Annotated in this window: 14 protein-coding genes; 2 read left to right on the top strand and 12 right to left on the bottom strand. The window is 64.5% G+C overall.

Going from position 1 to position 21,460, the window contains the following annotated elements; all coding sequences use genetic code 11:
• Positions 1 to 45 precede the first annotated feature (45 nt).
• The 3 genes from AB0N72_RS05155 to AB0N72_RS05145 all read right to left on the bottom strand — a co-directional run bounded on the left by AB0N72_RS05155 (position 46) and on the right by AB0N72_RS05145 (position 4,681).
• The gene (locus AB0N72_RS05155) at positions 46 to 1,665 is read right to left on the bottom strand and encodes a glycoside hydrolase family 32 protein (RefSeq protein ID WP_363929892.1); all 1,620 of its coding nucleotides are present in this window, start codon (positions 1,663 to 1,665) and stop codon (positions 46 to 48) included.
• A gap of 94 nt (positions 1,666 to 1,759) precedes the next feature.
• A complete protein-coding gene (locus AB0N72_RS05150; protein WP_363929891.1) occupies positions 1,760 to 3,361 on the bottom strand; it encodes a glycoside hydrolase family 68 protein in 1,602 nt (533 codons plus the stop codon).
• Between the two features lie 519 nt (positions 3,362 to 3,880).
• Positions 3,881 to 4,681: a purine-nucleoside phosphorylase gene (locus tag AB0N72_RS05145; protein WP_363929890.1), complete on the bottom strand. Its 801-nt coding sequence runs from the start codon at positions 4,679 to 4,681 to the stop codon at positions 3,881 to 3,883.
• Positions 4,682 to 4,797: 116 nt separating this feature from the next.
• Here AB0N72_RS05145 and AB0N72_RS05140 point away from each other — a divergent pair, with 116 nt between their 5' ends.
• Entirely contained in the window at positions 4,798 to 6,207 is a 1,410-nt protein-coding gene (locus tag AB0N72_RS05140) for an NAD(P)H-quinone dehydrogenase (RefSeq protein WP_363929889.1), read from the top strand.
• 115 nt (positions 6,208 to 6,322) lie between these two features.
• Here the strand turns inward: AB0N72_RS05140 and AB0N72_RS05135 are convergent, their stop codons facing one another.
• The 3 genes from AB0N72_RS05135 to AB0N72_RS05125 are packed head-to-tail and all read right to left on the bottom strand — an operon-like array spanning position 6,323 to position 11,499.
• Positions 6,323 to 7,885 carry an FAD-dependent oxidoreductase gene (locus tag AB0N72_RS05135; RefSeq protein ID WP_363929888.1) on the bottom strand — a complete coding sequence of 521 codons (1,563 nt, stop codon included), beginning with the start codon at positions 7,883 to 7,885 and terminating at the stop codon, positions 6,323 to 6,325.
• Positions 7,882 to 10,086 (bottom strand): molybdopterin oxidoreductase family protein, encoded by a 2,205-nt coding sequence (locus AB0N72_RS05130; RefSeq protein ID WP_363929887.1) that lies wholly within the window; start codon positions 10,084 to 10,086, stop codon positions 7,882 to 7,884. Before AB0N72_RS05130 ends, AB0N72_RS05135 begins: the two co-directional genes overlap by 4 nt.
• On the bottom strand, positions 10,087 to 11,499 hold the full coding sequence (locus AB0N72_RS05125; RefSeq protein WP_363929886.1) for an MFS transporter: 1,413 nt from the start codon (positions 11,497 to 11,499) through the stop codon (positions 10,087 to 10,089).
• Positions 11,500 to 11,793: 294 nt separating this feature from the next.
• On the opposite strand from AB0N72_RS05125, the gene AB0N72_RS05120 reads away from it, so the two are divergent.
• A complete protein-coding gene (locus AB0N72_RS05120) occupies positions 11,794 to 13,203 on the top strand; it encodes an MFS transporter (RefSeq protein WP_363929885.1) in 1,410 nt (469 codons plus the stop codon).
• 65 nt (positions 13,204 to 13,268) lie between these two features.
• On the opposite strand, the gene AB0N72_RS05115 is transcribed toward AB0N72_RS05120, so the two are convergent.
• From AB0N72_RS05115 to AB0N72_RS05090, 6 genes are all read right to left on the bottom strand, one after another.
• Positions 13,269 to 15,083, bottom strand: a complete 1,815-nt coding sequence (locus tag AB0N72_RS05115; protein WP_363929884.1) for a biotin carboxylase N-terminal domain-containing protein — start codon at positions 15,081 to 15,083, stop codon at positions 13,269 to 13,271.
• A 117-nt stretch (positions 15,084 to 15,200) separates the two neighbouring features.
• Entirely contained in the window at positions 15,201 to 15,860 is a 660-nt protein-coding gene (locus AB0N72_RS05110; protein ID WP_363929883.1) for a nucleoside triphosphate pyrophosphatase, read from the bottom strand.
• A gap of 149 nt (positions 15,861 to 16,009) precedes the next feature.
• Positions 16,010 to 18,409 carry an MMPL family transporter gene (locus AB0N72_RS05105; protein ID WP_363929882.1) on the bottom strand — a complete coding sequence of 800 codons (2,400 nt, stop codon included), beginning with the start codon at positions 18,407 to 18,409 and terminating at the stop codon, positions 16,010 to 16,012.
• A gap of 1 nt (position 18,410) precedes the next feature.
• Complete coding sequence (locus AB0N72_RS05100; protein WP_363930329.1) at positions 18,411 to 19,106, bottom strand: TetR family transcriptional regulator; 696 nt, start codon at positions 19,104 to 19,106, stop codon at positions 18,411 to 18,413.
• 184 nt (positions 19,107 to 19,290) lie between these two features.
• Entirely contained in the window at positions 19,291 to 19,758 is a 468-nt protein-coding gene (locus AB0N72_RS05095) for a YbjQ family protein (protein ID WP_363929881.1), read from the bottom strand.
• 93 nt (positions 19,759 to 19,851) lie between these two features.
• Entirely contained in the window at positions 19,852 to 21,285 is a 1,434-nt protein-coding gene (locus AB0N72_RS05090; RefSeq protein ID WP_363929880.1) for a dicarboxylate/amino acid:cation symporter, read from the bottom strand.
• Positions 21,286 to 21,460: the final 175 nt, after the last annotated feature.

Here is a 21,460-nt window from a genome sequence, read left to right as displayed (position 1 = left end):
CCGATAAATCTGGTCGTAATGGGGCATATCCGACCCCGCGTTGCTTCAGAGGGGACGTGAATGCAGCGAGAAGTCCGCGTCGCCGTCAATGCTGAACGCCGAGGCTCCTGTTGCGTCCCAGTCCGGGAAGAACGTGTCCGAGATAACCGCGACGCCGTCCCGGGCAAAGACTTCCACGGACGACGAATCGAGGAGGATCGTGAGATGGACCTTCGCGTCGCTCCCGGAAGGAGGGAGGGAGACCTGGTGGTACGGGCTGAATTTCTCGGAGAAATTGGTGGTTCCCGACGCCGAACGGTCAACCTTCAACGTGCGGGTCTCCTTGGTGTAGGAGATGCGCAGGCCGGACTTGCCATCGGAGGACTGGCGGAAGATCACGCCCGCCTCACGTGAAGAGGTCAGGTCCATATCGAGCTCGATCAGCTGGTTCCGGCTCGAAAAGTCCTCTCCGAGGGCCTGCACTGAGGAGCCCAAGGTGAGGTTTTTGGATTTCACCTCACCGCGGCGTTCAAGCGCCTCCCGGGCCGCAGTGGCAATGGCCGAACGCAACTCGTAGCGGTGTTCGCCGCGAACCAGTGTGAGTTCCCTCGGGATGGCCATGGATCCCCGCCAAGGAGTGGTGGGCACATTCTGGGCGTAGTCCCAATTGCCCATCCAGCCAAGCAGGACAGGCTTGTCCCCGGGTGCGCCGGAGATCGAGTTGGCGGCGTAGTAGTCCGCGCCGTTGTCCAGCCATTGCGAATCGCCGAGGGGCGCGCCGGGCGCGGCTGCATTTTCCGCGGTGAAGCGTGTTCCATCGAATTCGCCCACGAAGTATTGCATGCCGGAGCCACCGGCGATGCCGCCAGGGTTGATGCTCAGCAGCATGACCCATTTCTTCGCACTGGAGCCCTCCACGGTCATCTGCATGAGTTCGGGGACCTCCCAAAGGCCTCCCTGCGCGCCGACGCCGGAGAAGTCGCTGAGGTAGTCCCAGTGGAGCAGGTCAGTGGATTTGAAGAGTTTGACCACTTGGGCATCGGCCACCACGGTGGTCATCACCCAGTACTGGCCGGGTTCATACCAGAGGACTTTGGGGTCGCGGAAGTTGTTGTTCGCTGGCGCCAGGTTCAGGACCGGATTGCCGCGGTATTTCTGCCAGCTGGTGCCGCCGTCCACGCTGTACGCCACGGATTGCGCCTGGGCGCCTTGGGGCAGTGCGCCGTTCTTGCCGTAGGCACTGGTGTAGAGGGCCACCATGGGAGGGTTGTCCGCAGAACCAAGACCCGAGGCGTTCCTAGTATCCACCACCAGGCAACCGGAGAAGATCTCTTCCTCGGCGCTTGCCTCCATGGCTACGGGCTGCTGTTGCCAGTGAACCAGGTCGGTGCTGGTGGAGTGGCCCCAGGACATGTTGCCCCACGAGTTCGCGCGGGGGTTGTACTGGTAGAAGGCGTGGTAGGTCCCATCGTGGTAGACGAGGCCGTTGGGATCGTTGAGCCAGTTCTTTTCAGCCGTCAGGTGCGCCACTGGCCGCCACGGATCCGTTGCGGTCGGCGTCCGGCCCGGCAGGGTGGGTGCCGGCGTCGGACTGGCCGTGCAGGAGGCAGCAGCGAATGAGACCACGACGGCGGCACTTGCGGCCAGCAGCCGGCGGCGGGACAGGTGGGGGCTGGGATGAGTCATGGGAGGAATCCTGAAGGGGTTGGGGTGTGGCAGGGGTGGCCGCTCTTGTGGAGCTTCCACCCCTGCCGTGGCCTGGCGGCCGGGGTGTTGCGGGCTACTTGTAGAGGCCCTCGCCACCAACGCGGAGGTTGGTGGGCAGGTAGCCGAACGGACCAAGGCCGTTCTGGCCGAAGCTGCGGTCAACCTGCGTTACGCCGCCCTTGAAGTTCATCTTCACGGTCGGTGACAGGGAACCGCCGCGGACACCGTCCACGTTGTCGATGAACGACTGGACGAGGCCGCCGGGCTGCACGTAGTGCGAGTAGGCCTGGAACTGCCGGCCGTTCTGGCGCGGGTCCGGACCTTCCGGCGCGTTGGCCGGCATGTTCAGGTCCGTGGGGGAGCCCAGGGCCAGTCCGCTGTTGTTGACGGGCTGGAAGTCGGAACGGACGCCGTTGCCGACGAAGCCGTAGACGCCGTCGGGGCCGCGCATGCCATCCGCGTAGGTGAACTGGTGGCTGATGGTGAACAGGTAGTACTTGTTCTTGCCATTCTCGTTCTGGATGAAGATCTGCGGACGCTCAGTCTGGTCGTTGACGCAGTTCGCTGACAGGATCGGGGGCAGGAAGCTCCACTTGGTCAGGTCCTTGTTGTCGGCGACGGCAAGGCCCACGTTGGCTGTCTGGTACCAGGCACCGGTGGTGCTGTTGACCTGGTCAACACTCTCGGCGTGGGGATCGCCGGGCTGGTAGCCGAGGTCTTCCTGCTTGCACTTGTAAGAGCCGCGGGTACCGCCGGTGTTGCCTTCGAAGACCATGAAGGTCTTGCCCGGCTGGGCGGGATCGCTGAAGGTGTACGGGTCGCGGAATGCGAAGCCGGGGTTCTGGGCCTTGTTCTGGTACATCTTTCCGTCCGGCTCCAGCAGCTTGGTGTGCTCGAAGCCGTCGAAGCTCACGCCGTCCTTGGTGGCGTGGATGTTGCCCAGGGCCTTGGCGATCACGGCATCGGGCGCGATGCCGCCGCCGCCGGCGTTCCGTTCGGCGACGTCGTAGAACGTGGTTGCCGTGTAGAACACGTTGACCTTGTTGCCCTGCATCAGGCGCGTGGAGCCGGACCATTCGGTGTTGCCGATGGACGTGTTGGGCAGGAACAGGTGTCCGCCGTAGTTCCACTTGTCCTTGGCGGGGTCGGCGTTGGTCTTCCGGAAGAAGTAGCCGATCCTGGCGTTCCAGTGGCGCTGGTCGAAGCCGTAGCCGGCGTGCCGGTCGGCGACCAGCGAGAAGATGACGTCCCAGCCCTTGTAGCTGATCTGGTTGGCATTCTCATCGGTCAGCGACCAGGTGTCCCACACCCACACGTCATCGTTCATGGCCGGGAAGTCCTTGGGGATTTCCGGCATGGTGACGTTGGGGCTCATGGAGTTCTGGCCGGGTGCCACATTGGTGTTGCTCTGGGCCATGATTTGCTTGGCGTCGGCGCGGGTCCACTTTGAGGTGAAGTTGGCGGCCGGGTCGTAGGCCTGCTGCGTGTGGAGCGATGGCAGCGGGAAGCCGGGCGTGGGTGCCGGCATGGTGCTCGACGGCGGGTCGGCAGGCTGGTTTGCCTGCGCGGCCGGCGTGACCAGCAGGATGCTGCCCGCCACGCTGGCGGCCGCAGCGAGGGCTACTGCCCGTCGCAGGCGGCGCCGTGGCCGTTGAGGGTTTGAGTGAGTGTTCATGCTTGCTCTTCTCGCGGAGTGTTGGACTTCGTGGAGTGGGGCGCATGCCCTGTTCCCCGATTGGGGCCTCTGCTCAGGCGTCCGTCGATCCGCTGGTGGCGTCTTCGAAGGACGCCATCGTTTCGAGGTAGCGGCGGGTCGCCTTGAGGACGCCCACCGCGGGTGGTTCCGGCACGTCGACTTGCCGGAACAGACTCCACGCTAGACACGTGTTAGGTCCCAAATCAAAGGGTGTTTCTTCGGCCCTTTCGGCTACCCGCGGGTAGGTGCGCAAGCGCTTACATTGCCAACATGCGCGCGTGGCATATCCCGCCGCAAAGAATCAAATGTTGCGCAACAAATCAGATTTATTCTGTGAATTTACTGTGCGTTTACATGTCGTCCAGCTTGTTAGCGCGCACAATCACGCAGTGCTTAAACACGTGAGGGCCTCAATAGAGACAGGGCCTCAACAGATACAGGCCTTAAGCAGAAATGCGTGGCCACCCTCAGGGCAGCCACGCATTGCTGGTGGATCTATCAGAGCTTGGCGATGATCCCGGCGAGAAGCTTGGATATCCGCTTACCGGCGGCCTGTCCGGCCTCCAGAACCTCCGCGTGGCTCAGCGGAACAGGGCTGATTCCGGCGGCAAGGTTGGTGACCAGGGAAATGCCGAACACCTCCATGCCTGCGTGGCGGCCTGCGATGGCTTCCAGTGCAGTGGACATGCCTACCAGGTCCGCACCGATCCGCTTGGCGTACTGGACCTCGGCAGGCGTCTCGTAGTGCGGGCCGGTGAACTGCGCGTACACGCCTTCCTGCAGCGAGGAATCGACTTCCCGCGCCAATTGGCGGATGCGGGACGAGTAGAGGTCGGTGAGGTCAACGAACGTTGCGCCCTCAAGCGGTGAAGTGGCAGTGAGGTTGATGTGATCGGCGATCAGCACGGGAGTCCCCGGGGTCCAATCCTCGTTGAGTCCGCCGCAGCCGTTTGTCAGCACCAGGGTCTTGCAGCCGGCCGCCGCTGCCGTGCGGACGCCGTGGACCACTGAACGCACGCCGCGTCCCTCGTAGTAGTGGGTCCTGGCGCCCAGGACCAGGGCGCGCTTGCCCTCCCTGGTGAGGACTGACCGGATGGTGCCAACATGGCCCACCACGGCAGGTTTGTGGAAACCCGGCACCTCGGAGGCGTTCAGGGTTGCCGTGGTTTCGCCGATGAGATCGGCGGCCTCGGCCCAACCGGATCCGAGCACCAGCGCTACGTCGTGGGATTCGACGCCGGTCTCCGCGGCAATGAAGTCTGCGGCGGCCTGGGCGGCTTCAAATGGGTCTGTGTTCATCAGCTCAGTGTTACTCACTGGTACAAGCTACCCTGCGTCAACGTCAATCGGGTAGGGACGGAGGTGAGGGTTGGCTGAGTGGCAGGCTGCGCGGCAATGAGCGAGAATTGAGGATTGTGACCACCCAAGTTGACTTCAGTGCCCCCCGTATCGCGATCCTGGGAGGTGGTCCCGGTGGATATGAAGCCGCCATGGTAGCCGCCTCACTGGGCGCCCACGTCACCATCATCGAGCGCGCAGGCCTCGGCGGCTCAGCCGTGCTGACCGACGTCGTGCCGTCCAAAACCCTTATCGCCACCGCCGATCTCATGACCCGCGTCGGTGAGGCGGATGAGCTGGGAGTAAAGTTCGACGGCGACGGCACAGCCTCAAAGCCCCGCGCCGACCTCAAACACATCAACGACCGCGTCCTGAACCTGGCCCATGGACAGTCCAACGACATCCGTGCCGGCCTTGAGCGACTGGGCGTGGAGATCGTCATTGGCTCCGGCAGGTTGCTGGACAACAACACCATCGAGGTCCTGACCCTCGAAGGAACCCGGACCATCGACGCCGACGCCATCCTCCTGGCCGTCGGCGCCCACCCGCGCGAACTTCCCACCGCCAAGCCCGACGGCGAACGCATCCTCAACTGGGCCCAGATCTACAACCTCGACGAACTTCCCGAGGAACTGATCGTGGTGGGTTCGGGCGTCACCGGCGCCGAGTTCGCCTCCGCCTACAACGGCTTGGGCTCCAAGGTCACGCTGATCTCCAGCCGCGACCAGGTCCTCCCCGGTGAAGACACCGATGCTGCCAAGCTGCTGGAAGGCGTCTTCGAACGCCGTGGCGTCCGCGTTTTGTCCAAGTCGCGCGCGAATGCGGTAGAGCGGACGGACGACGGCGTGAAGGTCACCCTGGGTGACGGCTCCGTGGTAACGGGCTCGCACTGCCTGGTGTGTGTCGGATCCATCCCGAACACTGCCGGCGTCGGGCTTGAGGAGGCCGGCGTGACGCTGACCGAATCCGGCCACGTCAAGGTCGACGGCGTTTCCCGCACAACTGCCCCCAACATCTACGCTGCAGGCGACTGCACAGGTGTCTTTGCCCTGGCGTCGGTGGCCGCCATGCAGGGCCGCATCGCCATTGCGCACTTCATGGGTGACGGCGTGAAGCCGCTCAAGCTCAACCAGGTGGCGTCGAACATCTTCACGTCCCCGGAAATCGCCTCCGTGGGCGTTTCCGAGGCCGATCTCGCTTCGGGCAAGTACCAGGGCGACGTCGTGATGTTGTCCTTGCTCAGCAACGCGCGCGCCAAGATGCGCAACACCAAGGACGGGTTCGTCAAGATCATCGCGCGCAAGGGATCCGGCACTGTGATCGGTGGCGTTGTGGTGGGGCCGAACGCCTCCGAGCTCATCTTCCCGATCTCCGTGGCCGTCACCCAGAAGCTGCACGTGGATGATGTTGCCAGCGCGTTCACCGTGTACCCGTCGCTGACAGGCTCCATCTCCGAGGCTGCGCGGCGCTTGCACGTTCACATGTAGGCCTGCGTCCGGAGCCCGTTTCGGGGCTTGGCTGCGCTCCATGCCGTTCGCGCGGCATGATCGGCAGCGAGCCATCGAAACGGGCTCTTCGCCTCTCAGGGAACGGGCTGCGGGCTCAGGCAGCCGCCGCTTGGAAGTGCTTCTCGATGATCCCTTTGATGTCCTCGTGGCATCCTCCGCAGCCCGTCCCGGCGCGCGTGGCCTTGGAGACCTCGCCAACGGTACTGCAACCTCCGAGCACCGAGTCCCCAATGGTGGAGGCACTGACTCCGGCGCAGCGGCATACGGTGCGCTGGGGGTCGTTGTTGGCAACACCTGCGTCGAGCTGGTCCGGTCCGTCAAGGCGCAGGAGGAGGGAACGGTCTGCCGGCAACTCTGAGGACCGTTCGAACAGCACCACCAGTTCAGCGGCAGTGCGGGGCATTCCGACGGCCACCAAGCCCTCCAGCACTCCGCCCCGCGTGGTCATTTTCACGTAACGGCCGTGCTCCGGATCAGCCCACTGGGAAACGTGGCGGCGCATGCGTCCCGCGGCAGCGCCCGCTTCAAGGAGTTCTTCGTCCCAGGGGTCCGCTTGGTTGTCACCGGCCATGGCCAGGTTGATGCCGCGTGCCTTCAGGACCACCACGCCAGGCTTCTCGTAGGGGAGCGGTTCCAACGCGTCTGCGGCGGACTGCCCGTCGCGGGCCAGGACCACGAGGTACTCAGCCAGCCATTCAGCTTGGCGCCAGCCCGGCCCCACGAGTCCGGAAGGGCCTCCGGCCGTGCGGCAATCGATGCAGGAGCCATCGGTGCAGCGGACTTCGGCGCAGTCACCGATCGCGAACATGTGGGGCTCGTGGTAGGTACGTAGGTGGTGATCCACGAGGATGCCGGTGCCCGTGGGAAGTCCACATCCTTCCGCAAGCTCCAGTCGGGGCCGGACACCACAGGAGAGCACCAGCAGGTCGCCGTCGATCGCGGATCCGTCGTCGAGCAGCAGTGCGGAGAAGGAACCTCCCGGACCCGCGGTTTCAACGCCTGTGGAGCGGGCATTGCCGGCCATTCGGACGCCACTGGCACGCAGGCTGTTGGTTAGGACGCTGCCGCTGCCGCGGTCGATGCTCCTGCCCAACGGGAAAGGGCCATTGTGGACCACGGTTGCCTGCGCACCTTCTTCGGAAGCGGCCAGTGCGGTTTCCAGTCCCAGCACCCCTCCGCCCAGCACCACCACGCGCTTGCCGCCCGCCACGGCCGACCGGAGCACGGCTGCGTCCTTCAGGTCCCGGAGGGTGATGACGCCCGGAGGCAGGACAGGGCCGGAAGGGTCCGGATTCAATCCGGTGAGGTTGGGAATGACGGGGCGCGAACCCGTGGCGAACACCAGCCTGTCGTAACCGGGAGTCGAACCATCGGAAAGCACTACCTGCTGGCGTGCCCGGTCGATCCGCTTGACCTTGGTGCCCAGGCGGACGTCGACGCCGTCGGCTTCCAGCCCGGCAGCATCGGCCATGGCCAGTGCATCAGCGGTAGTCCGCCCAACACCCAGCTCTGCAACCATCACACGGTTGTAAGCAGCTTCAGCCTCTTGCCCGACAACAAGCAGTTGCATAAGGCCTTCACGCACGGCCGGAAGCAGCTCGTCCACGAGCCGGGCAGCCACAGGCCCGAATCCAACAACAACAATGCGCTCGCTCATGAGGCCTCCTTGACGTGCAGCGGCAGGCGGGTGCCGGCAGGAACGAGGTCCTGGCGGGAGACCGCCCTCCGGACCCACACCCGGCTGGTCTTGAACTCCGGCATGCCGGAGATGGGATCTGTAACCGCCTCCGTGAGGCGGTTGGCGTTTTCCTGGCCCGGAAAATGGAAGGGCAGGAAGACGGTGTCGGGACGGACCGCGTTGCTCAATTCGGTGCGGCATAGGACTTCGCCACGTTCATTGGTCACCGTGGCGTAGTCGCCGTCGGCAATGCCACGGGCTGCAGCCGTTCCAGGGTGGATCAGAAGCTTTGCCTGCGGCTGGGACCCCAACAGCTCACTCACGCGGCGCGTCTGCGCGCCGGACTGGTAGTGCTCCAACAGCCGGCCCGTTGCCAGTGACAGCGATTCGTCCGCGTACGAACGCGCGGCCCGCTTCGACGGCGTAACGGGAACCATCACGGCCCGGCCATCCGCGTGGGCGAATCCATCGGCAAAAAGGCGGGGCGTGCCGGAGCTTCCGGCAGGAAACGGCCAGTAGGCCGGCTCGCCGCGGTCCAGCATGGCGTAGTCGATGCCCGAGTAATCGGCCAAGCCACCTGCGGAAGCCCGCCGCAATTCCTCGAAAACAGTCTCCGGGTCGTCGCTGAAGGAAGACGGGGCCTCCAGGAGTCCGGCCAACCGTGCCATGAGCCACAACTCGCTGCGGACACCTGGAGGCGGCGTCAGCGCGCGCCGCCGACGGATCACGCGGCCTTCGAGGTTGGTCAGCGTGCCCTCTTCCTCGGCCCACTGCGTGACCGGCAGAACCAGGTCAGCCTCAGCAGCTGTCTCCGACATGAAGAAATCGCACACCACCAGGAAGTCCAGGCTGCGAAGTCCTTCGAGCACGGCATTCGTGTCCGGGGCGGAGACCACCACATTGGCGCCGTGCACGAAAAGGCACCGGATGCCGTCGGGCTTTCCGAGGGACTTGAGGAGTTCGACGGCGGGCAGGCCCGGTCCGGGGATCAGCGACTCGTCGACGCCCCAGACGCTGGCGACGTGCTCGCGGGCTGCCGGATCGGTGATCTTGCGGTAGCCCGGGAGTTGGTCGGCTTTCTGCCCGTGTTCCCGGCCACCTTGGCCGTTGCCTTGCCCTGTGAGGGTGCCGTAGCCGCTGCGGGCCGAGCCCGGCAGGCCCAGGAGCAGGCTGAGGTTGATGGCCGCGGTGGCTGTGTCGGTTCCGTCCACGTGCTGCTCCACACCGCGGCCGCTGAGGATGTAGCTGCCTCCGGCGCGGGCGCCTTGGGCGAGGCGGCGCGCGGTCTCGCGGATGAGGGGAGCGGGCACGCCAGTGATCGTCTGGACCCGTTCCGGCCAGAAAGCGTTCAAGCTCCGCACCACGGAGGCGTAGCCGGTGGTCTTGTCCTCCACAAAGGCCGAATCCACCAGCCCTTCGTGCACCACCACGTGCGAGATCCCCAAAATGAGGGCCAAATCGGTGCCGGGAGTTGGCTGCAAGTGGAGGCCGCCGCCGTCGGAGGTGAACTCGGCTGTCGCCGAGCGGCGCGGATCAACCACGATCAGCCCGCCGGCGTCGCGGGCGCCCTGCAGGTGCTGGACGAACGGAGGCATGGTTTCGGCGACGTTGGAGCCAAGCATCAGGATCACCGATGCCGAATCGAGGTCGGTGACAGGGAACGGCAGGCCCCGGTCCACTCCGAAGGCGCGGTTGCCGGCAGCAGCTGCCGAGGACATGCAGAACCGCCCGTTGTAGTCGATGCGGGACGTGCGGAGGGCCAACCGGGCGAACTTGCCCAGCATGTACGCCTTCTCGTTGGTCAGGCCCCCACCGCCAAACACTCCCACGGCGTCGTTTCCGTAGTGCCGCTGGGTTTCCTTGACGGCGGCGGTGATGAGCATGAGGGCCTGGTCCCAGGAGATCGGCTGGTGGACGCCGTCGGACCCTTTGAGCATGGGCTCGGTGACCCGGCCGCTGTGACGCAACAACGACGCCGATGTCCAGCCTTTTCGGCACAGCCCGCCCCTGTTGGTGGGGAAGTCGCGCCCGGAAACCTCAAGCGGGGCGGTGGGCTGGGTCACTTCTGCGGCGGGCGCGGGCGCCGGCCCCGGCGCGGCGGAATCCGTCGCGGCCGGGGTCAGCGTCATCGCGCACTGGAGCGCGCAGTAGGGGCAGTGGGTATCGGCGCCGTTGGGCATCTAGATGTGTCCGATCGTGTTGCGCTGCCGGGCGGGGCGGATGTAGCAAACCCAGCAGACTGTGAGCATCAGCACGTAGGCTGCGACGAATCCGTAGAACGCCGGGGTGTAGGAGCCACTTGTTGTGTTGGAGGCGTTGAGCACCTGGGGGATCACGAAGCCGCCGTATGCACCGATCGCGGAGATCAGGCCCAGTGAGGACGCTGCGAGGCGGGCCGTGTCAGCGCTGCTGGCACCGGAGCGGGCCGCCCGGCTGGATGTCGCGAAGATGACCGGGATCATGCGGTAGGTGGCACCGTTTCCGAAGCCGCTGGCGAGGAAGAGAAGCAGGAACAAGGTGAGGAACAACCAGAAGCTTTTCAGCGGCAGCGTCCAGATCATGGTGAGGGTGATGACGGCCATGGAGGCGAAGGAGGTAATGGTCATCCGTGCTCCACCCATGCGGTCGGCCATGCGTCCGCCGTAGGGGCGGGCGAGCGAGCCGACGAGCGGGCCCAGGAAGGCCAGGGACAGTGCCACGGCGCCAACGTGGATCGAGGAGAAGTCCGGGAAATAGTCCTTGATCAGTTTGGGGAAGACACCTGCGAAGCCGATGAACGAGCCGAACGTGCCGATGTAAAGGAACGCCATGATCCAAAGGTGCGGTTCCTTGACTGCGGCCAGGGAGCCGGCCACATCACCTTTGGCGCTGGTGAGGTTGTTCATGTATTTCCAGGCGCCGAAGGCGGCGATGATGATCAGCGGAATCCAGATGATGCCTGCCATGGGCAGGTTCACGGTTCCGGCCGCCAGCACCGTGATGGCGATGGGGACCACAAGCTGTGCGACGGCGGCACCCAGGTTGCCGCCCGCGGCGTTCAGGCCCAATGCCCAACCCTTTTCGCGGGCGGGGTAGAAGAAGGTGATGTTGGCCATTGAGCTGGCGAAGTTGCCGCCTCCGAAGCCTGCGAGGGCAGCCATGAGGAGCATGACGCCGAACGGGGTCTGCGGATTTGAGACGCAGATTGCCAGGCCTGTGGTGGGGATCAGGAGCAGGAGCGCCGAGACGATGGTCCAGTTGCGGCCACCGAATTTGGGAACCATGAAGGTGTAGGGGATGCGCAGTGTCGCGCCTACGAGGCTGGGAATGGAGATGAGCCAGAAGACCTGGTTGGAATCGAAGGTGAAACCGGCGGCGGGGAGCTGGACCACGACGATGGACCACAGCTGCCAGACGACGAATCCGAGGAATTCGGCGAAGATGGACCAGTACAGGTTTCGCTTGGCAATGGACCGGCCTTCAGCTTCCCACTGGCCCTTGTCCTCGGCGTCCCAGTTGGCGATCCAGCGGCCGGGGCGGTGTTCAAGGGTGGGGGTGGCGGCAGCAGTGGACTGGACGGGAACCAGTGCATCTGCGGTGCTATCAACAGTCACGGAGTGCCTCCTTGGTGGGGGACGTTGTTCTTCCAAGGTAGGTTTGGCGCATTTCGCGGACGGTCGCTGTTTGTAAACGCCCTGTGACATTTCCCTATCGGCGGGGTCACCGGCGCGTGAGACGCCGGTGAGGTAATGTGGCGCAGACCACATGGTGGGATTTTTACTGTTGTCCGCATGTTGGACTTGGTTGTCCACTAAGTGGACGGCGGGAACTATTATTGAACTCTCAAATAATCCTTCGCCGGCACGCTCCACGGGGCCTCCGCCGGTGTGAACGAAAGCTGCAACTACATGTCTTCCACAGCACCATCCAAGGAAGGCGAGTCCACTCAGCCAGTGAACTCGCGGGGACGGGTGATTGTCGCCAGCCTGATTGGCACCACCATCGAGTTCTACGACTTCTATGTCTACGCCACAGCAGCGGTCCTGGTGTTTCCGCGGCTGTTCTTCCCGAATTTGGACGCAACAACCCAGCTTCTGAGCTCCTTCGCCGTGTTCGGTGTGGCATTTGTGGCCCGCCCACTCGGCTCGATCATCTTCGGTCACTTCGGTGACAAGTTCGGACGCAAGGGGACGCTGGTTGCTTCGCTGCTCACCATGGGCATCGCGACGTTCCTGATCGGTTGCCTCCCAACCGCCAGCGTTCCTGGCTGGACTGTTCTGGCCCCTGCCCTCCTCGTGGTCATGCGGTTCGCCCAGGGGCTGGCCCTCGGCGGTGAGTGGAGTGGCGCGGCGCTGCTGGCAACGGAAAATGCTCCGGCCAACAAGAGGGCCATCTACGGGACGTTCCCTCAGTTGGGCGCTCCTATTGGCTTCATCCTGGCCAACGTCATTTTCCTCGTCTTCAGCTACACGCTGTCCGCCGATGCGTTCGAGTCCTGGGGCTGGCGTGTTCCGTTCCTGCTTAGCGCAGTCATGGTGGTCATCGGGCTCTACGTTCGCCTCAAGCTCATCGAGACCCCGGCCTTCACCAAGGTCGTGGAGTCCAACGAAGTTGCCAAGCTGCCCATCGGCAGGGTGTTCAAAAGCAGCTGGCGCCAGCTCATCCTGGGCACATTCATCATGCTGGCCACCTACGTGCTCTTCTACCTGATGACCACGTTCACTCTTACCTATGGCACCAAGCCAACGTTGGCTGGCGCGCAGGCGGCAGCTGAGAAGGCGGGGAAACCGATGACTGAAGCCGCTGCGGCTGCTTTTGTTCCCGGGCTGGGATACACCCGAAACGAGTTCCTTTGGATGCTCATAGCTGGTGTTGTTTTCTTTGGAATCTTCACCCTCGTGGCCGGCCCGCTCGCAGAAAAGTATGGCCGCCGTAAAACGCTGCTCGCTGTGACAGCTGGGATTTTCGTTTTTGGGCTGCTCTTCGTTCCGCTTTTCGGAGCAGGCTTCGTTGGAACCATGGCCCTGCTGATCATTGGGTTCACGCTCATGGGCCTGACGTTCGGTCCCATGGGTGCGCTCCTTCCTGAGCTGTTCCCCACCAATGTCCGCTACACCGGCTCGGCCGTCAGCTACAACGTCTCCAGCATCCTGGGAGCAGCAGTGGCGCCGTTCATCGCCGTATGGCTGTGGGAGGTCGGCAAGGGCAGCACTGTCCTGGTAGGTGTCTACCTGAGCGCCATGGCTGTGCTGACGCTCGTCGCCCTGTTCCTGTCGAAAGAGACCAAGGACACGGACTACGAAAACAACGTAGCCTAAGCACCCAACAACGACGCCGGCCCCCGCACCTTGTGGTGCGGGGGCCGGCGTCGTTAATGCCTGGGTTAGTCCTCGATGGTGGCGATGACGGCGCCAGCGGCAACGGTCTCGCCTGCCGTGGCGGACAAACCGCGCACGGTGCCGGCCTTGTGGGCCGTGAGGGGCTGTTCCATCTTCATGGCCTCAAGAACCACGATCAGGTCGCCTTCGGCCACGACGTCTCCTTCAGAAGCTGCCACCTTGACGATGGTGCCCTGCATGGGGGACGTCAGTGCGTCTCCGCCTGCCGCCGCAGCCGCGGCGCCGGCCGAGCGCGAGCGCTTCTTGGACTTTCCGGACTTGGTGCCCGCTCCGGCGGACGCGGTGGCGACGCCCGCACCCAGGCCCGACGGCAGGACCACCTCAAGGCGCTTGCCGCCAACCTCGACGACGACGCGCTGGCGCTCACCGGCGTCGGGCGTTTCAGCGTTGGCCCCGGCGGTAGACCATGCCGGAATGGTGTTGACGAACTCAGTTTCGATCCAGCGGGTGTGGACGGTGAACGGGCCCTCGGCGGGGGCGAACGCGGGATCGGTCACCACTGCAAGGTCGAAGGGGATGACGGTGGGAATGCCCTCCACCACCATTTCCTCAAGTGCGCGGCGCGACCGCTGGAGGGCCTGCTCGCGGGTGGCGCCAGTGACCACCAGCTTTGACAGCATGGAGTCGAAGTTGCCGCTGATGACATCGCCCTGTTCGATGCCGGAATCCACGCGGACACCAGGACCCGTGGGGTTCTTCAGCGTGGTGACAGTTCCGGGGGCAGGCATGAAGTTCCGGCCCGGGTCCTCGCCGGTGATGCGGAATTCGAAGGAGTGGCCGCGGACCTCGGGGTCCTCGTAGCCCAGGGCTTCGCCGCGGGCGATGCGGAACTGCTCGCGGACGAGGTCAATGCCGGTGACCTCTTCGGAAACACAGTGCTCCACCTGGAGGCGGGTGTTGACCTCGAGGAAGGAGATGGTGCCGTCCTGGCCCACCAGGAACTCGCAGGTGCCGGCGCCGAGGTAGTTGGCCTCCTTGAGGATGGCCTTGGAGGATTCGTAGAGGCGCTTGTTCTGCTCCTCGCTCAGGTAAGGGGCCGGAGCTTCCTCAACGAGCTTCTGGTTGCGGCGCTGCAGTGAGCAGTCACGGGTGGAGACAACCACTACGTTGCCGTAGGCGTCCGCCAGGCACTGGGTCTCGACGTGGCGGGGAGCGTCCAGGAATCGCTCGATGAAGCACTCGCCGCGGCCAAAAGCCGCAGTGGCTTCGCGGACGGCGGATTCGTACAGCTCAGGGATCTCGTCCATCGTCCGGGCCACCTTGATGCCGCGGCCACCGCCGCCGAACGCGGCCTTGATGGCCACGGGAAGGCCGAATTCCTCGGCAAACTTCAGGATCTCGTCAGCGGATTCCACGGGATCAGCCGTGCCGGGGACCAGTGGCGCACCCACCTTTTCGGCGATGTGGCGGGCCTGGACCTTGTCGCCCAATGCGGAGATGGCGTCGGGGGAGGGGCCGATCCAGTTGATGCCGGCCTCAATGACCTTGGCCGCGAACTCGGCGTTCTCGGCCAGGAAGCCGTAGCCGGGGTGGATGGCGTCAGCGCCGGACTGCTTGGCGACATCGATGATCTTGTCCATCACCAGGTACGACTCGGCGGCCGTGTTGCCGCCCAGTGCATAGGCTTCATCAGCCAGGCGGACGTGCAAGGCGTCACGATCCGGGTCAGCGTAGACGGCCACGGAGGCAATGCCTTCGTCCCGGGCGGCTCGGATGATGCGGACCGCGATTTCGCCGCGGTTGGCAATCAAGACCTTGGTAAGAGGGCTGGAAATGGGCTGCGCCGGGTTAGCTGACAAGTTGTTGACTCCTTCTGTCCTTCAGGGAGCCTAGCGTGATTGTGAGGGTTCCGCCCATATTGGTGGGGGATTCCGTGTGTGAGGCGATGTTCCTTTGTAGGTTTGCTACAAACCGGGCTACTGCGCCTGTGGCACCCACAGTTCCGTAATACCCACGTTGGCGTGCACCAGCAGATCGCGGAGCGTCGAGATGGAAAGCCCGACGACGGCATGGGGGTCCCCGTCCACCTTTCGGATGAAGGCCCCGCCCAGGCCGTCGATGGTGAAGGAGCCGGCGCAGTGGAGCGGCTCACCGGTTGCGATGTAGGCGTTGATTTCGTTCTCGCTCATGGGCGCGAAGTGCACTTCCGCGCTGGAAACGGCGCCTACGGTGGCGCCGGTGCCCTCAGTGGTTTCGTCCTCTTCTGCGTCGGCAGCAGTGTCCCGGCAGTCCACGAGCCAGTGGCCGGTGTGAAGCACGCCCTGTGAGCCACTCATGCGCAGCATCCGCTCACGGGCTACCTCTGCCGTGTACGGCTTGCCGTGCGATTCGCCGTCGAACTCGAAGACAGAGTCGCAGCCGATCACCAAAGCACCCTCGGCCTCAGGAAGGGCCGCGACGGCCTCGGCCTTGGCCCGGGCCAGCAGGAGGGCGGTGTCGTGGGCGTCCGTCACGCCATACTTGGCCTGCACCGCGTCCTCGTCCACGTCTGAAACCAGGACGTCGTGCTGGATTCCCGCCTCGGTGAGGAGCTTGGTGCGGGCGGGGGACTGGGAGGCGAGGATCAATCGGGTCACGCTCCCAGCCTAGTATGATCCTCGCTCACATCCCGCGTGCTTCCCCCCGACCCTCAATCACATCCCACCCTTAAATACCGGACGCTCTATCACTGGCGTGAAGGAAGTGAGAGAGCGTCCGCGTGTAGCCCTAGGGATGTGAGGGAGGGTCAGTGCACCAGTTCCCCGGAGTCGGTCTTCGAGCGGTCGCTGCGCTCGAGCTTGGCGCCCTCCACGTCCACGTCCGGGAGTATCCGTCCGAGCCACTTCGGCAGCCACCAGGCCTTTTCGCCAAGCAAGTACATGATGGCTGGCACGATCGTCATGCGGACCACGAAGGCGTCGATCAGCACGCCGAACGCCATCGCGAAGCCCAGGGGCCGGACCATGGTCAGGTGGCTGAAGATGAATCCGGAGAAGACACTGACCATGATGATCGCGGCCGCCGTCACGACGGCGGCTGCGTGGCTGAACCCGGAGCGGACGGCATGCTTGGCTGATTCACCGTGCATGAAGGACTCGCGCATGCCCGAGGTAATGAACACCTGGTAGTCCATCGCCAGGCCGAACAACACACCGATCAGGATGATGGGCAGGAAGCTCAGAACGGCACCCGGGTTGGCGACATCGAAGATTCCTCCAAGCCAACCCCATTGGTACACGGCCACCACAGCGCCAAAGGCCGCAGCGAGGGAGAGCAGGAACCCGCCGGTCGCCAGCAGGGGCACCACGATGGAACGGAACACCAGGAGCAGCAGGATCAGGGAAAGTCCCACCACGATGGCCAGGTAGGGTGGCAAGGCAGCGCCGAGCTTGGCAGAGACGTCGATGTTTCCGGCGGTCTGGCCGGTCAGGCCGATGGTGGTCCCAAGGTCGTCGTGGATGGCAGTGCCCTTGGCGCGCAGATCGGAGACAACCTGCACGGTCCCGGCGCTGGCCGGGCCTTCCTTGGGGATGACCTGGAAGACGGCGGTGCGGTGGTCGTCGCTGAGTGCAACCGGGACGGCCGCCACGACGTTCTCAACGCTCCGGAGCTGGTCCGCGACGTCGTACTGCTTGTTCTTCGCATCGTTTTCGTTGAGCCCGTCAGGGAACTCGGCCACCACGATAATCGGGCCGGTCATGCCTTCGCCGAAGCTGTTGCGGGTCAGGTCGTACGCCTTGTATGCCTGCGAATCCACAGGTTCCGATCCGCCGTCGGGCAGTGCAAGCCGGAGCTGCGAAGCCGGCAGCGCCAAGGCGCCCAGAAGGACAATGCTCGCAATGAGTGAAACCCAGGGGTGACGCGTCACCAGGCCACCCCAACCTCCGCTGCTGCGCTTCTCCTCGAGCTCGCGGTCGGCAGCTTCGTGGCCGGGTTCCGCGTTGTGCTTGGCAGCTTTCGCCCAAGCGCGCTTCGAGATGAGCCGGCGGCCGATCAGGCCAAGGACGGCGGGCGTCAGGGTCAAAGCGACGACGACGGCGACGCCCACTGTCGCTGCGGCGGCAACACCCATGACAGCAAGAAAGGGCAGCCCGGGAACGACGAGTGCGGCCAAAGCAATGATCACTGTGAGGCCCGCAAAGAGCACCGCATTGCCGGAGGTGCCGGTGGCCAGCGCGGCTGATTCCTCGCCATCCATGCCGGCCAGGAGCTGGGTGCGGTGGCGGTTGACAATGAAGAGGGAGTAATCGATGCCCACCGCAAGGCCGAGCATCAGGGCCAGCATGGGGGAGATGGAGCTCATGTCGATCACGCTGGTCAGCGCGAACGTGCCGCCCACGCCGACCGCCACGCCAACCAGGGCCATGACCAGCGGCAAGCCGGCCGCAATCAGGGTACCCAGCATGAGGATCAGGACCAGTGCCGCAACGGCTACGCCCACGATTTCTGCGATGCCGAAGATTTCCGAAACGTCCTCGGTGATCTCCTTGCTGGCATAGGCGGTGACGCCCGCGGAAGAGACGCCCTGGACGATGTCCTGGACTTCCTTGCGAACGGCTGGATCCACGGCGTTGATGGAAGTCTTGAACTGGACCTGGGCAACGGCGGCCCTGTTGTCGCTGGAAACAAACCGCAGGCCTTCGGATGATTCGAGCTGGCGCTTGCCGAGAGCCAGCTGGGCACGCTGCGGCGCGAGCTGGGCTTCGATCTGTGCGGGTGGCACCCCGGCGGCCGCCATTTGCTGCTCACCGCCCGCGAGCTGCGCTTCGCCCGCCGCAAGGTCCGCAGCGGCTTTGCTCAGTTGGGCCTGGGTGGTGAACGGATTGACCGTCCCCTGCACGTCCGGCATGGCGTCAAGCTTGGTCAGCGCAGCGGCCACTGCGTCCTTTTTGGCTTGGTCGAAGCCGGAATCTCCCGCGTCGAAGACCACGCTGGCGGAGCCCCCGGAGGCGTTGGGGAGGGCTTCCTTGAGCTTGTCCGCCATGCGCTGGGTTTCAGTGCCCGGAATGGTGAAGTTGTTGGACATGGTGCCATGGAAGGCGGCGGCGGAACCGCCTACTGCCACCAGGACGGCCAGCCAAATGGAGATGACCAGCCAGCGGCGCCGATACGAAAACTTGCCGAGACGGTAGAGGAACGAGGCCATGTCAGAACCGATCTGTGGTGTTTGGAACGGAAGGGGAGGCAGATGCTGCGGTTGCGGAGGAGTCCGACGGCGGCGCGAAGCCGGCGCCCAGGAGTCCCATCGCGTCGATGAGGTGCTGGCGGAGGGCGGCCAGGGATCCGGCCGAAAGGTCCGGCCCGTATTCGGCGAACCAGACAGTCATGGCGGCTTTGCCGCAGGAAATGACCGAGCCGGCCAGGGCGTGGAGGTAGAGCTCGCTGATGCCTTCGCCCAGCCTGCTGCGGGCCGCGTCAATGATCTGTCCGGTGCAGTGTTCCCAGGCTTCAAGCTCCGAGCGGGCCAGGGAGCGGTTATCCTGGGTCAGGCTGAAGAGTTCGGCCATGGGCGCTACCGACATCGGATCGGCCAGTGCCATGAGGGCGGCCTGGGCGGATTCGAGGATGGATTCGTCGGCGGGACGCAGCCGGAACTGCTCCAGTGCGTGATCCATGAAGCCGTCGGCTACTGATGCGAGGGCGGCTTCGAGGCTGGGGAAGTAGTTGAAGAAGGTACGCCGGGAGACCCCTGCGCTGGCGGCAATGTCCTCCACGGTGAAATTGCCGGCGCCGCTGGTGCGCAGCAGGCCCAGGGCTGCGGAGGCGATGGAGCTGCGGGTCGCGGCCTTGTTGAGTTCGCGTCTTGAGGGGGTGCTGGACCCGTCCGGAGGTGTGGGCTCCAGGGCGGTTTCCTGGCTGCTGGTGTTCGTCACATACTTACACTAAGTGCAAGTTTGCACTCTGCGCAATTTGTTCTTGTGCGGCTTAAAAGAAAATCCCGCTCACGCCCGCTCTCTTCACCTTTACGCAGTGACGATAAGTGGTGAGGAGCGCGGGCGGGAACGGGACGATGCTGTAAGGAAGGACTCAGAACTGCTGCGGCGGAGCCGGCGGAGCTGGCGGCCCGGGGTTGACCGGCGGAGCGGGAGGGGCGGGTTGCTGCGGTTGCGCGGTTTGCTGGGCGGCAGTCTTGGTCAGGTAGACGGACTGTCCCGTGGCTCCGGGTTCGCCCTCACCCAGCGGGAGGACGTACACGGCCGTACCGTAGGCACAGACCTCGGTCCAGTTCGTGCCCATTTCCGAGGTATCGAAACGCATGGCAACGATGGCGTTGGCACCGCGCTGTTGGGCTTCGTTGACCATGCGCGCCATGACTTCCTGGCGGCTTTCGTAGAGCGCTTTGGTCATTTCGGGCAGCTCGCCGCCGCCCAGGGAGCGGAAACCGGCGAGCATCTGCGAGCCGATATCCCGAGAACGGACAGTCAGGCCCATGACTTCGCCAAAGACGGCATCGATGCGGTGGCCCGGGATTTCATTGGAGGTGACGATCAACATGGTCAGAGCCTATCCAGCTTTCCGCCCTTTAACCGGCAAATCCCCCGGGGAGAACTCCCCAGGGGATGTGTGCCGATGCAGTTCGGAGCTTTGTCAGGCCTTGGCGATGGCCAATGCGCGCTCGTCGGCTTCTTCAGCTGCCTTGTCTGCTGCGTATTCGTCGGCGAACGCGGCACCGTTGCGCGGCGCGTTGTACAGCGATTCGTCCAGGATGCCCTGGCGCTTGGCAACAATCGCGGGAACCAGGGCCTGGCCAGCAACGTTGACTGCGGTCCGGCCCATGTCCAGGATGGGGTCGATGGCCAACAGGAGGCCGACGCCGGCCAGCGGCAGTCCCAGCGTGGACAGGGTCAGCGTCAACATGACGACGGCGCCCGTGGTGCCTGCCGTGGCAGCGGAACCCAGGACGGAGACCAGCACGATCAGCAGGTACTGGGTAAAGTCCAGGTTGATGCCGAAGAACTGTGCCACGAAGATCGCAGCCACGGCCGGGTAGATGGCCGCGCAACCGTCCATCTTGGTGGTGGCGCCCAGCGGCACTGCGAAGGAGGCGTAGCCGGAGGGAACGCCCAGGTTGCGCTCGGTAACGCGCTGCGTGAGCGGCAGCGTGCCGATCGAGGAGCGGGAAACAAAGGCGAGCTGCACGGCCGGCCAAACACCGGAGAAGTACTGCTTGATGGAGAGGCCGTGTGCCCTGACCAGGATCGGGTACAGGACGAACAGCACCAGGGCCAGGCCGATGTAGATGGCGGCGGTGAACTTGCCCAGGGATCCGATGGTGTCCCAACCGTAGATGGCAACGGCGTTGCCGATCAGGCCGATGGTGCCCAGCGGAGCGATGCGGATGATCCACCAGAGGACCTTCTGGATGACCGCAAGGGCCGAAGCGTTGAAGGTCAGGAAGGCCTCGGCCTGCTTGCCGACCTTCAGCGCGGCGATGCCGACTGCGATGGCCACTACCAGGATCTGGAGCACGTTGAAGCTCACTGAGGTACTCACCGTGGTGGCGGCGTTGGCACTTTCGGTGACAGTCGAGCTGGCACCCAGGCCGAGGAAGTTCTTGGGGAACAGGCCGACCAGGAAGGCCCACCAGTCACCGGTCTTGCCGGCGTACTCCGCTTTCTGGGTGATGCCCGTAGCGGCACCGGGCTGAAGGAGCACACCCAGGCCAATGCCGATCAGCACCGAAACCAGCGAGGTGATCGCGAACCACAGCAGGGTGTTCCACGCGAGGCGCGCGGCGTTGGAAACCTGGCGCAGGTTGGCGATGGAGCTCACCACTGCGGTGAAAATCAAAGGAACGACGGCGGTCTGCAGCAACGAGACGTAGCTGGACCCGATCGTCTGGAGGGTCGCGCCAAGACCGTTGGGTGCAGTCTTGGTGCTGCCCGTGTACTTGGCGATCAGGCCGAGAACGAGCCCGATGATCAGGGCGGCGATGATCTGGACGCCGAAGGAACCGGCCCACTTGGGGAGCCGGAAGCCGGTCTTTCCAGCTGAAGGGGAAGTTTGGGTTGAGGTGCTCACCGGAACACGGTAGGTGCACACTGAATAACATAGCGAACGGACGTTGAGAAATGTTACGTGCGCAAAAGTTATTCCCTGTGCGTTTGTGACGTTACTCTCGGGTCAGACTGGCCGAAGGCCGGGCATCCGGCAGCGTGCGTCAAAGCGACGAAGGAGCAGCACGCAGAGGATGTCC

Source organism: Paenarthrobacter sp. NPDC089307, from assembly GCF_040685055.1.
Classification (GTDB): domain Bacteria; phylum Actinomycetota; class Actinomycetes; order Actinomycetales; family Micrococcaceae; genus Arthrobacter.
Note: the sequence above shows the minus strand (reverse complement) of the source record. Positions and strands in the feature narration are given on the sequence as shown.